The organism is Roseovarius sp., from assembly GCF_018066915.1.
In the GTDB taxonomy this organism is placed as follows: domain Bacteria; phylum Pseudomonadota; class Alphaproteobacteria; order Rhodobacterales; family Rhodobacteraceae; genus Roseovarius.
Window position 1 is genome coordinate 1 of record NZ_JAGPVV010000160.1, and the last position, 12,318, is coordinate 12,318.

Sequence of the window (12,318 nt, forward strand, 5' to 3'; positions counted from 1 at the left end):
GTCAGGCGTCGCCCACGATTGTATTTTCACAGTCCTGCGATCGACAGACCGTGTCGCCCCCGGTAGAGAGGGACCTTTGCCTTCGGACCTTTCACACCTCTGGGGCGCTATCCGCGCTTGAAATCTGCTTGCGACCTTCGCCTGTCAGGACGCAAAGAACACCAACCACCTTGCCCTTCGGGTGATGGCAGCGACGTCAGAAAACCGCTTTAAAACCTGTCCTTCGCGGTCTCGACAAAGTTCAATGTATTGCGGGCCCGGTTGGTGCGTTTCCAGACCAAGAGAGTGCGAATTCTAAAGTTCTTGTGCACGATGGGACGAACATCGACATTTTGACCCAAGAATCCGATCAGGCTCTCAGGGTAGATCGTGACGCCAAGCCCGGCCGCGACCAGACCGATCAGAGCCAGCGTATTCGCAGCCTCGAGGCTGGGTGTCAGGGTAATTCCCAAAGGGTTGAACAGGTCGTCGAGGCGATAGCGATACTCGCCCCATTGCGCCATGTCCCCGATGATCAGATCCTGTTCAAGGATGTCCTCGGGTGCAATTTCCGCCTTTTTCAGCAAAGGGTGCCCCTTGGGCATCACGAGATAGAGCAAGTCCGACGCGAGAAGCACGCTGTGATACTCGCTGTTGTCGAACGGGCCGATCAGAAACCCCACGTCAATCTCGTCATTCGCGAGCGCCACTTTCTGACCTTGAGTGCGGATATATTTCAACTCGAGTGCGACGTCGGGATGCCGCTTGCGAAACCGCGCGACAGTCTGCGGCAGCAACTCGGTTGCGGCAAAGGCCATATAGCCCACACGCACCTGTCCGGTCTGACCTTCGGCGATGCGCCGCGCCTCTAGGATTGAATTCGAGCAATCGTAGAGCAAGTTGGACACGCTGCGAAAAAAGCTCTGCCCGGCGGGCGTCAGCGTCACCTCTCGCGTGCTGCGCTCAAACAGCGGATAGCCCAATTGCGCCTCCAGCTTCTGAATACGGCGACTGAGCGCCGATTGATCGAGCGCCAGACGTTCCGCGCTGCGCCGAAAATTCAGCTCTTCGGCAACAACGGCAAATGATTGCAGCAAAGAGATATCGGGCAGGTTCTGCATCCGCGCCTCCGAAACAGGGTCTGATTGATGCATCAGGTGCATCAACATTTGCCCAACTGTCAATTCTCTTTGATGGCCACCTTGGGCACCTTCTGTCTTGCCAGCCGGATCGCAGTCCACATCAGGCTCGGAACCAACAACAAGACCCGGCCCTCAGGGCCAAGGAGAACCGAATGAGCGATATTGACAACCGAGAACTCGACAAGATGTTGCAGGCGGCGTTCGACGCCTCGACCAAGCTCTACCAAGAGCGCGGCTTTCAGCGGCGTGTGGGCTTTGGCAAACGCCCGGCGCTGGTCAGTGTCGATCTGGCCAATGCCTGGACCCGCCCCGGCAATCCCTTTACCTGTGATCAGGAAAAGATGGACAATGAAATCATCCCCGGCATGCAGCGCCTGCTCAAGGCATTTCGCGCGCAAAACCTGCCTGTGGTGCATGTGACGACCGCATACGAGATCACGGATCGCAACGCGTCCTTCACCGATATGGGCCTCTGGCACAACAAGATTCCGGTGGATGTGGTGGATCTGGCCGACAAGGAACTTTGGGCCATCGACAGCCGCATCGCGCCCGTTGAGGGCGAATACACGCTGCTCAAGAAGCGCGCCTCGTCCTTTCATGGCACGGAATTGGCGGGCATCCTGCGCGCCAATGATGTCGACACCATCCTCGTGACGGGTGTCACCGCCTGTGCCTGCGTGCGTCAAACCGTTTGCGACGGGATTGCAGATGGCTTCCGCCCCATCGCGGTGCGCGAGTGCATTGGCGACCGGGTGCCGGGGGCCGTGGCCTGGAACCTCTTTGACATCGACGCCAAGTTTGGCGACGTGAAATCGGTGGATGAATGCGTCGATTACATCAATGGTCTGGCTGGGGTCAAAGCCGCCGCTGAATGAAACCACGGGCGCCTCGTGCCTGAGGCGCCCAACACCTCACACAACAGGGACATAAAAATGAAAATGAAAACAATCATGCTGTCTGCCGTTGCGGCCTTGGCCGGTGGCAGCGCATTCGCGGACGAGATCACGCCGCATCAATTCAAGGTGGTCGGAACCTGGGGCAACCTGTCCTCGTGGCAGAATGTCGAACAGCCGTTCTGGAGCGATCAGATTCCGGCCGCGACCGGTGGGGCCATCACTGGCGATGCCATCCCGATCACCGAGGCGGGGCTAAAGGGCACCGAGGTCATGCGCCTCTTGAAACTCGGCGTGTTCGAGGTGGCGCATGGGCTGGGCAGCTATGTTGCCTCCGAGAACCCAGCCATCGAAGGTGCGGACCTCTCCAGCATCGCGTCGGACTTCGACACCATGCGCGCCGTGGTTGACGCCTATCGGCCCACGATGGACCAGATCTTCCGCGACACCTATGGCGCAACGATCGTGTCGCTGCATCCATGGCCTGCCTCGATGATTTATTGCCGCGATGCGATTGCCGGGATTGCAGACCTCAAGGGTCGCAAAGTGCGGGTGCATTCGGCAACACTCGGCGATTTTGTCGAAGGGGCCGGGGGCGTGACCGTGACGCTGCCCTTTGCAGAGGTTGTGCCGGCACTTGAAAAGGGGGTGGCGGACTGCGCCATTACCGATCCGGTTTCCGCTTACAAGGCGAGCTGGCACGAGGTCATCAACCATGTTTTCGCCCTGCCGGTCGGTTATTCCATCACCTTCACCGCGGTAAACGCAAAGCTTTGGGAGGGGTTGGACGAAACCACCCGCACCGCATTGACCGAGAATTTCGCCGCGATGGAAGAGTCCGGCTGGAAAATCGCAGCCTCGGAACAAGACATGGGCGTGGCTTGCCTGACCGGCACGGGTCCGGACTGTGCCTTTGGGGCAGCGGGGAGCGCCACCTTGACTGTGCCCGGCGAGGCAGACAAGGCCGCACGACAGAAAATCCTGGACGAGTTCGTGCTCAAGCGTTGGGCGGCACGCTGCGGCGGTGACTGCATCGACGCCTGGAACGAAAGCGCAGGCAAAGCTGCTGGACTCGCGGCACCGCAACCTGAAAGTTGAACGCACTCACACCGCAGGGCGCATGCGCACCCTGCGGTATCTGCCTTCACAGATTGGGACCACCATGTATTCCACGCTCGTCTCCTATCTCTTTCGACTGTCGCAATTCGCCGTGTGGATCGGGGGCAGCATGATGCTGATCTCGGCCGTCATGGTCACTGTGGATGTCATCGCGCGTAAATTCTTCGGTGCCAGTCTCGGTGGCGCGGATGAACTCTCTGGATATCTTTTCGCAATTGCGACCGCTTTTGCCTTGCCCTACGCCGCGCTGCACCGCGCCAATGTCCGTATTGATGTGCTCTACATGCGGCTCCCGCGCCTTGCACAGGCTTGGCTCGACATTCTCGGAATGGCCCTGATGGCCGCCTTTGCCGGAATCGTCACATGGCGCGCATTGGCGACCGTGGCCCTCACATGGTCGAATGGCGCGCATTCGATCACGCCTCTGCACACGCCATTGATCGTGCCGCAAGGTTTGTGGGTGACAGGCTGGGTGCTCTTTTGCCTCACGCTTCTGTGTCTGCTGGGCGGCATGATCACCGCGCTGGTGCGCGGTCAGTTCGACCGGTTGCAAGCCCTTGGAGGGGCGCTCTCGATGGATGAGGAAATCGAAGAAGAGTTACAAGGCGTGCGGCCAAACCCTCATGGTGCAAACTCAACGGCCCAGGCCGTGCCCGCAGGAGAATGAGAGATGCTGGGATCTGCAACAAGCCTGCTCTTTGGCCTGATTTCCCTCAGCGTGCCCATCGCCGCTGTGGTGGGCATCCTCGCTCTGGCGCTGGCCGCGCTCTATTCGCCCATGCCGCTTTATCTGGCGATTGGTGACATCTTCTGGACCAACAGCATTGATTTCATCCTGATCGCGGTGCCGCTCTTTATTCTGATGGGAGAGATCCTGCTGCGCGCCGGTATCGCAGAGCGGATGTATGGGGCGCTCTCGCATTGGATTTCTTGGCTTCCGGGGGGATTGATGCACTCCAACATCGGTGCCTCGACGCTCTTCGCGGCCACCTCCGGCTCGTCCATCGCCACCGCAGCCACGGTTGGCACGGTGGCCATGCCGCAGATCGCCAAGAAAGGCTACAACCCAAGCCTCTTCATGGGCACGCTGGCGGCGGGTGGCACGCTTGGCATTCTCATCCCGCCTTCGATCAACATGATCGTCTATGCGCTCTTGACGGATACTTCCGTTCCAAAACTCTATCTCGCCGGCTTTCTGCCCGGTGCCATTCTTGCCGGGCTTTTCATGCTCACCGTGCTGATCGCTTGTCTGATCCGCCCCTCTTGGGGTGGGAAACCAGAGCATAGCACCTGGGCCATGCGCCTGCGTTCCTTGCCGGACCTTGTGCCGCCCATCGGGATTTTCGGCGTCGTCGTCGGGTCTATCTATGCCGGGCTCGCAACCCCGACCGAGGCCGCCTCCCTTGGCGTGATCGCCTCACTGGCACTCGCGGCTTGGAATGGCAGCTTGCGGATCGAGATGCTGCGCCTCGCCATCGAAAGCACGATGCGCACGACCGCGATGGTAATGCTCATCGTCTTTGCCGCCGTATTCCTGAATTTCGTGCTCGCGGTGGTCGGCCTGACGGATCTCTTGGCCGGGTTCATCAACGGCCTGGGGCTTAGCCCGATGCAAACCATGATCGTGATTGTGATCGCCTTCATGATCCTCGGTTGTTTCATGGAGGCCTTCTCGCTTCTCCTGATCGCAACGCCGCTCTTGGCCCCGATCGTCGCAGGGCTTGGATTTGATCTGGTCTGGTTCGGTATTCTGATGATGCTGATGCTGGAAACAGCCCTCATCACACCACCCATTGGGGTCAATCTCTATGTGATCCAAGGCGTGCGCGGCAAAGGCTCGATCAACGATGTCATCATAGGCTCTTTGCCGTTCCTCGCCGCCCTGATGGTGATGATTGCCCTTTTGCTCGCCTTCCCCCAGATCGCGCTCTGGCTGCCGGACACCTTTGGCTGATGCGCCATCTGACCAGAGCGGGCACCCCCCAGAACGCGAAACGCCCCGGAAATCTTCCGGGGCGGTTTCGTTTTCTGCTGTGATCCTGACCTCAGGCGGCGCGAAAGAATTCCGAGCGCGCAGCCAGATCGGCCACCAGCGTGTCGCGCTTGAGGCCCATTTTTGCCAACCGTGCATCGCTGGCCATCGACAGCGTCTCAACCTCATGGGCAAAACGATTGGCCGCAATGAGCGATTTGAAGAACCCGTCAATCAGGCGCAGCGGCGCCAGTGCGAGACTGACCAAGGTCCCGAACCCCGGTGCCGGAACATTGCTGTGGGACGAATAGGCCATGGTGTGCTCTCCTGAGAATGCCGCGTCTGCATCATAGATATGTTGCAGCGCAGCATTTTCCCATACCAAAGTATGCAATCCCGCTCTGCACGCTTGGCATGGCTGGCCGCGCTTAGGCCATCCCCACCCGCGCCGCGCGCCCACCCCGGCGCTTGCGCAGCAAGGACGCACGGTCGGGCAGCGCCTCCATGATCGCACGCCGCTCCTCAGGGGTCATCTTGGTCCAGCGGGTGATCTCGTCGATCGAGCGCAAACAGCCGGTGCAAATCCGCGCCTGCGGATGCACCACGCAGATTTTCACGCAAGGGCTCTCGACCTCGTCGCGCGCCCATGGGCTTTCATCTGTCATGCTCTGCCCTCATATGCCCCATCCGGTCCAGCACCCCTTGCAGGATATAGGCCGCAGCGATGTTGTCGATCACCTGCATGCGACGTTTTCGTGTCGCATCCGCCTCGAGCAGCGCCCTTTCTGCGGCCACAGTCGACAGCCGCTCGTCCCAATAGCCAATCGGCAACTCCGTCAGCCGCGCCAGATTGCGGGCAAAGGCGCGGGTCGATTGCGCGCGCGGCCCCTCGCTCCCGTCCATGTTGCGCGGCAGGCCAAGGATGATCCCGCCCACCTCGCGCCCCGCTGCAATTGCCATCAGACGCGCGGCATCCTCGGTGAATTTCACCCGCTTCACGGTCTCATGCGGGCTTGCCACCGACCAGAGCCGGTCCGAGAGTGCCACGCCAATCGTCTTGGTGCCCAAATCAAGACCCATGACCGCGCGGCCATGGGGCAGGGCCTCGGCAAACGCCGCGATGTCCTCGAAAATCATTCCGCCACGCCCGCGGCATCCGCCGCCGCGCGCACCACCGCCAGCCGCTCCGGCTCTGCGGCAAAGACCGCCTGCGCCTCGGTCCAGACCTCCTGCGCCTTGTCCCGCTCGCCCAGCACGCCATAAGCAGTGATCAGCCGCGCCCAATCCTCCTCGGTGCCGCCTTGCGTGGCCAGCCGCTGCGCCAGCCCCGCCACCATGCCCCGGATCATCTCTTGCTGGGCTTCGGGGTCCATACCCTCTGCGGCAGCGATATCTGCCGCCGACGGTCCCGGTGCGCCCTCTTCGGGCGGCAAGGTATACCGCACCCCGGCGCGCGCCGCCAATTCCTCGATCTGCGCCCGGATGGTGGGCACCCAAGGCGCCTCTGGCGTGCTCTCGTTGAGCAGCGCCTCCCACAGCCGGAACGCCGCATCGGGCCGGTCTACCTGCATCATATAGAGCCCGAGGTAAAACCGCGACGAGGGCTCGCGCGCGTCCCGCTCCAGCGCCGCGCGCAACGCGGCCTCCGCCTCGGACGATACATAGCCGCCGCTCGCGTTGATCATCAGATCCGCCAAGAGCGCGTGATCCGCCGCCGTGGCCTCCGCGCCCTTGACCGCGATCAACTGCTGCTGCGCCTTGCGCGCCGCCACCAGATTGCCAAGCGCCGCCTCGCTGCGCACAAGGAACCGCAATCCCTGCTGATCCTCGGGGCGCTCCGCCACCGTCTTGCGCAACTGCTCGATCAGCTTGATGTAATCCTCGCTCGTGCCCTCGGGCACGCCGGTCTCACCGGGGCCAAACCGCTCTTCCGCCGCCGCCTGATCCAGCCGCGCCGCCCGCGCCGCGTCTGACGCGGCAATCCGCGCCGCCATCGGCAAATCCTGATAGCCCGGCGCGCCGACGCGGTCATAGATCACCACCCCACCGCCCGCGATCACCGCCACGATGACCCCGGCCATCACCATGCCCGCGCCCCGCGGCTGCCCGCCGCGCGCGCCGCCCTCGCGCAATTGCGCATCCGCCGCCAACACCTTGCGCGAAATCTCGGCGTGCAGCCGCTCGGCATCCTCGGGTGCAATCACGCCCCGCGCGGTGTCGCGTTCGATTTCCTTCAACTGGTCGCGGTAGACCTGCAAATCATAGGCGGCAGGCGGCGCTTCGCCCACTCGCCCGCGCATCAGCACGAGGCCCAGAACAGCCCCCACGCCAATCGCCAAAGCCGCAACGATGATCCAGAAACCCATGTCTTTTCCTTCTGTGTTGCCCCCATGTAACCGCCCGCGCGCCCGGAAAAAAGGCCCAAGCGGTCACATCGCTGCGTCCCCCCCGCGCCCCGATGTCGCAATGTCGCTATTGATACCGTTTCCGCCGCCCGGAGTATCCTTTCCCCCGCGCGCCTGACGCATTACGGTGCCAGACGGGTCCAACCCCGAATCCAGCCAACTCCAGAGAGCGCGCATGAAACACTATTCCGCCTTTGCCGTCGCCCGAGAGGCGCTCCGCTACCACATGGGATGGGAGCGGGCATGGGCCTCGCCCGAGCCGAAAAAGAAATACGATGTCATCATCGTGGGCGCAGGCGGTCATGGCCTCGCCACCGCCTATTACCTCGGCAAGAACTTCGGCATCACCAATGTCGCGGTGCTGGAAAAGGGCTGGTTGGGCGGCGGCAACACCGGCCGCAACACCACCATCATCCGCTCGAACTACCTCCAAGACCCCTCCGCCGCGATCTACGAGAAATCGCGCAGCCTGTATGAGACCCTCTCGCAGGACTTCAATTACAACATCATGTTCAGCCCCCGTGGCCTGATCATGCTGGCCCAGACCGAACACGAGGTGCGCGGCTATCAGCGCACGGCGCATGCCAACGCCCTGCAAGGGGTCTCGACCGAGTTCATCTCACCCGCCCGCGTCAAAGAGATTGTCCCGATCATCAATCTCGATGGTCCCCGCTATCCGGTCTTGGGCGGCCTCTATCAGGCGCGTGGCGGCACGGCGCGCCACGATGCGGTGGCGTGGGGCTATGCTCGCGCCTGCTCGGCCATGGGCATGCACATCCTCCAGAAATGCGAAGTCACGGGGATTTCCCGCGAGAATGGCCGCGTGACGGGTGTCACCACCAATCGCGGCGACATCGGCTGCGACAAACTCGGCATCGTTGTGGCCGGTCACTCCGGCCACCTCGCCGATATGGCCGGCTTCCGCCTGCCCATCGAATCCGTGGCGCTTCAGGCGCTCGTGTCCGAGCCGATCAAACCCTGCATGGATTGCGTCGTCATGGCCAACACCGTGCATGGCTACATGTCGCAATCCGACAAGGGCGAAATGGTCATCGGCGGCGGCACCGACGGCTATAACAACTACACGCAGCGCGGCTCCTTCCATCATATCGAGGAAACGGTCAGGGCGCTGATCGAGACCTTCCCGATGGTCGCCCGCCTCAAGATGCTGCGCCAATGGGGCGGCATCGTCGATGTCACCGGCGACCGCTCGCCGATCCTCTCGAAAACCCCCGTCGATGGCATCTTCATCAACTGCGGCTGGGGCACCGGCGGCTTCAAGGCCATCCCCGGCTCCGGCTGGGGCTTTGCCGAACTCATGGCCAAAGGCCATTCCCCGCTCTGCGACGAATTCGGCCTCGACCGCTTCTACCAGGGCCGGTTCATTGACGAATCCGTCGCTGCGGGGGTGGCGCACTGATGTCAGATCATTCGCGATATGATGTTATGGATGGATTGATCCAACTGCAGCGCCTTCGATCTGTAAGTTCTCTGGCATGCGATGCCATTGCGCGCATGCCAGTAGATTCAGTTGCCGAATATGAGGACATTGTGAGCCGCATTTGCGAGTTCAGCCCAGAAGATAAAGAACAAGAGCGTCTCGACTTAATTCGATCTCGTTACATGGAGCAGGAAGTCCTTGAACGCATTGAGGCTCAATCTGCTTTGTCTTCGGCATATGCTGCATTTGAGTTCACGCTTACGATGATGGCTGAGACGGTGTTGCGATCAAGTGGCCTCGGTCTCTCCCTCTCTGATTTCCATGGAAAGGGTATTGAACGCGCTAAAGTCGTTCTTCGTAAAGTGGGCGGCGTCAGCTCTGTTTTCGAAACACCCTCTTGGAAAAAGATTAAAGACTACAGCGAGTTGCGTAACAAGATCATGCACGGTGGAGGTCTGGTTGGAAGGGGTTCTGAGGAAGCCAAGAAGCTGGCAGCAATTGAATATGTAGAGCTCGTCGACTTCGGTGAAGGCCACGATTTCATGCAAGTTAGCTTACCGGCTTTTTTAGTTAGACAAGCGTTCGCTGAATTCGAGGCGTTCCTAGAGGCGCTTTACGAGGAACTGGAGGGTAAACGAAAATGCTGATCCTCACCTGCCCCTGCTGCGGCGTTACGGGCGAAGAGACGGAATTCCACCAAGGCGGCGAGGCGCATCTCAAGCGTTTCGGCCCCGGCTCGGCGGACGATGATTTCCACACCTATATGTTCGCCAAGGAAAACCCCAAGGGCGCGCATTTCGAACGCTGGCGGCATAACAACGGCTGCGGCAAGTGGTTCATCATGGCCCGCGATACCGTAACGCTCGAGGTCTATGGCAGCTATCCCGCCCAGACCCATGAGCCGCCCCAGCATATCCGCGATGCGATCACGGCCAAGCGCCCCGGCTGGCGGTGGAGAGACTTCGCATGAGCCGTCACCGTTCCAAAAATACTCACAACACCACGCCCGCACCGGGCACGAGGGTTTAAGACATGAGCACGCGTCTGGCCAAGGGTGGCCGCCTCCTCGACAAGGGCCGCGCCCTTCACTTCACCTTCAACGGCAAGCGCCTCAAGGGCCATGCCGGCGATACGCTCGCCTCGGCCCTTCTGGCCAATGATCAGATGCTGGTCGGGCGCTCGTTCAAATACCACCGCCCGCGCGGCATCGTGGCTTCTGGGGCCGAAGAACCCAACGCACTCGTCCACTTGGGCGAGGACACGCGTATGGAGCCCAACCAGCGCGTCACCACGACCGAGCTTTTCGACGGTCTGACCTGCACCTCGCAAAACCATTGGCCGAGCCTCGAATATGACATCGGCGCGGTCAACACGCATCTCGCGCGCTTCCTGCCTGCGGGCTTCTACTACAAGATGTTCATTCACCCGCGCCCGTTCTGGAAACATGTCTACGAGCCGTTCATCCGCCAATCGGCAGGCTTGGGCAAGGCGACCAATCCCGGCGACCCTGACCGCTACGAGCATTTCTATTTCTTCTGCGACGTGGCCGTGATCGGCGGCGGCGTGGCCGGTCTGCAATCTGCCCTCGCGGCGGCAGAGGCCGGGGCCAAGGTTCTCCTGATGGAACAAACCGCCCATTGGGGCGGCCGCGCGCCCGTGGACGGCGGCGAGATTGATGGCCAGCCCGCCGCGGATTGGATCACCGCCACCATCGCCAAACTGCGCGACATGCCCAATGTCACCCTGCGCCTGCGCTGCATGGGGGCAGGGGTCTATGACCACGGCTATCTCTTGGGCTACGAGCGCGTCAGCGATCACACCCCCGGTGCCAACGCCCCCCGCCACCGCCTCTGGCGCATCCGCGCAGGCCAGATCATCACCGCCACCGGCGCGATTGAACGCCCGCTCAGCTTTGCGGGCAATGACATCCCCGGCGTCATGCTGGCCTCGGCCATCCGCGACTATGCGGTCAATTTCGGTGTCTCCATCGGCGACCGCACCGTGGTTGTCACCAACAACGATGACGCTTACCGTACCGCGATCACGCTCAAGAAATTCGGGCTTGAAATCCCGGCCATCCTCGACGCCCGCCAATCTGGCGGCGGCGCTCTGGCGGCGGAGGCCCGCAGCTTGGGCATCCGGGTCGAAAACGGCAAGGGCATCGCCAAGGTCAAAGGCGGCAAGCGCGTGACAGGTGTCGCCATCTGCGCCCAAGCGGGCGAAGGCGCCGTGCTGGAAGAGATCAAATGCGACGCGGTCGCCATGTCCGGCGGCTGGTCGCCCGTAGTCCATCTCTGGTCCCATTGCGGCGGAAAACTCCTCTGGGATGCGGCACAGGCGCATTTCCGCCCCGACCCCGCCAACCCCCCGCGCGGCGCGCAGGGCGAGGCGTTTGTGGTCGTCGCAGGCTCGGCCAACGGCTATCTTGATCTGGCGGCCACGCTCACCGACGCCGACACCGCAGGTAAAACGGCGGCCAGGGCCATGGGCCACAAACCCAAATCGACCAAGGCCCCCACAGCCAGTGCCACCGATGAGGCGGCGCTTGAGGCGGTCTGGCTCATGCCCCAAGGGGCGAATATCAAGCTGCGGATGAAATCCTGGCTCGATTACCAGAATGATGTGAAAGTGTCCGACGTGCAACTCGCCGCCCGCGAAGGCTATGAATCCGTCGAACATGCCAAGCGGTATACCACGCTCGGCATGGCCACCGATCAGGGCAAGCTCAGCAATATCAACGGCTTGGCGATCCTCTCGGATGCGCTCGGCCAACCCATCCCACAGACCGGCACCACCACCTTCCGCCCGCCCTATACGCCGATTTCCCTCTCGGCCATCGCCGGTGCTGCGCGCGGCCCGGTGTTCCAACCGATCCGCAAAACCCCGATCCACGGCTGGCACGAGGCCAATGGCGCGCATTTCGAACCCGTGGGCCAATGGCGCCGCCCCTATTGCTTCCCCAAGGGCGAGGAAACCCACCGCGACGCCGTGACCCGCGAGATCAACCAGACGCGGTCCCGCCTCGGCCTGCTCGATGCCTCCACTCTGGGTAAGATCATCGTCAAGGGACCGGACGCCGGTAAATTCCTCGACATGCTCTACACCAATGTGATGAGCAATCTGAAACCCGGTAAATGCCGCTACGGCCTCATGTGCAACGAAAACGGCTTCCTGATGGATGATGGCGTGGTTGCCCGCATCGACGAGGATACCTTCCTCTGCCACACCACCACCGGCGGCGCGGAATCGATCCACGGGCATATGGAGGATTGGCTGCAATGCGAATGGTGGGACTGGAAGGTCTACACCGCCAACGTGACCGAGCAATATGCGCAAATCGCCGTCGTCGGCCCCAAGGCCCGCGAAA

At 61.8% G+C, this 12,318-nt stretch carries 13 protein-coding genes; 8 read left to right on the top strand and 5 right to left on the bottom strand.

Annotated features, from left to right (window positions below):
• Positions 1–209: 209 nt before the first annotated feature.
• On the bottom strand, positions 210–1,100 hold the full coding sequence (locus KBT70_RS08610; RefSeq protein ID WP_296631306.1) for a LysR family transcriptional regulator: 891 nt from the start codon (positions 1,098–1,100) through the stop codon (positions 210–212).
• Between the two features lie 173 nt (positions 1,101–1,273).
• Between KBT70_RS08610 and KBT70_RS08615 the strand changes: the two genes are divergently transcribed.
• The 4 genes from KBT70_RS08615 to KBT70_RS08630 all read left to right on the top strand — a co-directional run bounded on the left by KBT70_RS08615 (position 1,274) and on the right by KBT70_RS08630 (position 5,087).
• Positions 1,274–1,996, top strand: coding sequence for an isochorismatase family protein (locus KBT70_RS08615; protein ID WP_037298602.1), 723 nt, complete (start codon positions 1,274–1,276; stop codon positions 1,994–1,996).
• Positions 1,997–2,053: 57 nt separating this feature from the next.
• Positions 2,054–3,112, top strand: a complete 1,059-nt coding sequence (locus KBT70_RS08620) for a TRAP transporter substrate-binding protein (RefSeq protein WP_296631316.1) — start codon at positions 2,054–2,056, stop codon at positions 3,110–3,112.
• Between the two features lie 64 nt (positions 3,113–3,176).
• On the top strand, positions 3,177–3,800 hold the full coding sequence (locus KBT70_RS08625; protein WP_296631319.1) for a TRAP transporter small permease: 624 nt from the start codon (positions 3,177–3,179) through the stop codon (positions 3,798–3,800).
• Between the two features lie 3 nt (positions 3,801–3,803).
• Positions 3,804–5,087, top strand: a complete 1,284-nt coding sequence (locus KBT70_RS08630; RefSeq protein ID WP_296631323.1) for a TRAP transporter large permease — start codon at positions 3,804–3,806, stop codon at positions 5,085–5,087.
• A gap of 91 nt (positions 5,088–5,178) precedes the next feature.
• On the opposite strand, the gene KBT70_RS08635 is transcribed toward KBT70_RS08630, so the two are convergent.
• The 4 genes from KBT70_RS08635 to ccmI form a co-directional block, all read right to left on the bottom strand.
• The gene (locus KBT70_RS08635) at positions 5,179–5,421 is read right to left on the bottom strand and encodes a hypothetical protein (protein ID WP_296631326.1); all 243 of its coding nucleotides are present in this window, start codon (positions 5,419–5,421) and stop codon (positions 5,179–5,181) included.
• Between the two features lie 112 nt (positions 5,422–5,533).
• A complete protein-coding gene (locus KBT70_RS08640) occupies positions 5,534–5,770 on the bottom strand; it encodes a DUF1289 domain-containing protein (protein WP_296631331.1) in 237 nt (78 codons plus the stop codon).
• Positions 5,760–6,242 (bottom strand): Holliday junction resolvase RuvX, encoded by a 483-nt coding sequence (gene ruvX, locus KBT70_RS08645; protein ID WP_296631334.1) that lies wholly within the window; start codon positions 6,240–6,242, stop codon positions 5,760–5,762. Before ruvX ends, KBT70_RS08640 begins: the two co-directional genes overlap by 11 nt.
• Positions 6,239–7,471, bottom strand: a complete 1,233-nt coding sequence (gene ccmI / locus KBT70_RS08650; protein ID WP_296631337.1) for a c-type cytochrome biogenesis protein CcmI — start codon at positions 7,469–7,471, stop codon at positions 6,239–6,241. Before ccmI ends, ruvX begins: the two co-directional genes overlap by 4 nt.
• 214 nt (positions 7,472–7,685) lie before the next feature.
• Between ccmI and KBT70_RS08655 the strand changes: the two genes are divergently transcribed.
• The 4 genes from KBT70_RS08655 to KBT70_RS08670 form a co-directional block, all read left to right on the top strand.
• Positions 7,686–8,930, top strand: a complete 1,245-nt coding sequence (locus KBT70_RS08655; RefSeq protein ID WP_037272846.1) for a sarcosine oxidase subunit beta family protein — start codon at positions 7,686–7,688, stop codon at positions 8,928–8,930.
• Positions 8,930–9,598 (top strand): hypothetical protein, encoded by a 669-nt coding sequence (locus KBT70_RS08660; RefSeq protein WP_296631347.1) that lies wholly within the window; start codon positions 8,930–8,932, stop codon positions 9,596–9,598. Before KBT70_RS08655 ends, KBT70_RS08660 begins: the two co-directional genes overlap by 1 nt.
• Positions 9,592–9,921 (top strand): sarcosine oxidase subunit delta, encoded by a 330-nt coding sequence (locus KBT70_RS08665; protein WP_296631352.1) that lies wholly within the window; start codon positions 9,592–9,594, stop codon positions 9,919–9,921. The genes KBT70_RS08660 and KBT70_RS08665 overlap by 7 nt, the downstream gene beginning before the upstream one ends.
• Positions 9,922–9,983: 62 nt before the next feature.
• Positions 9,984–12,318 (top strand): 2Fe-2S iron-sulfur cluster-binding protein (locus tag KBT70_RS08670; protein ID WP_296631355.1); only part of this gene is annotated, 2,335 nt, incomplete at its 3' end.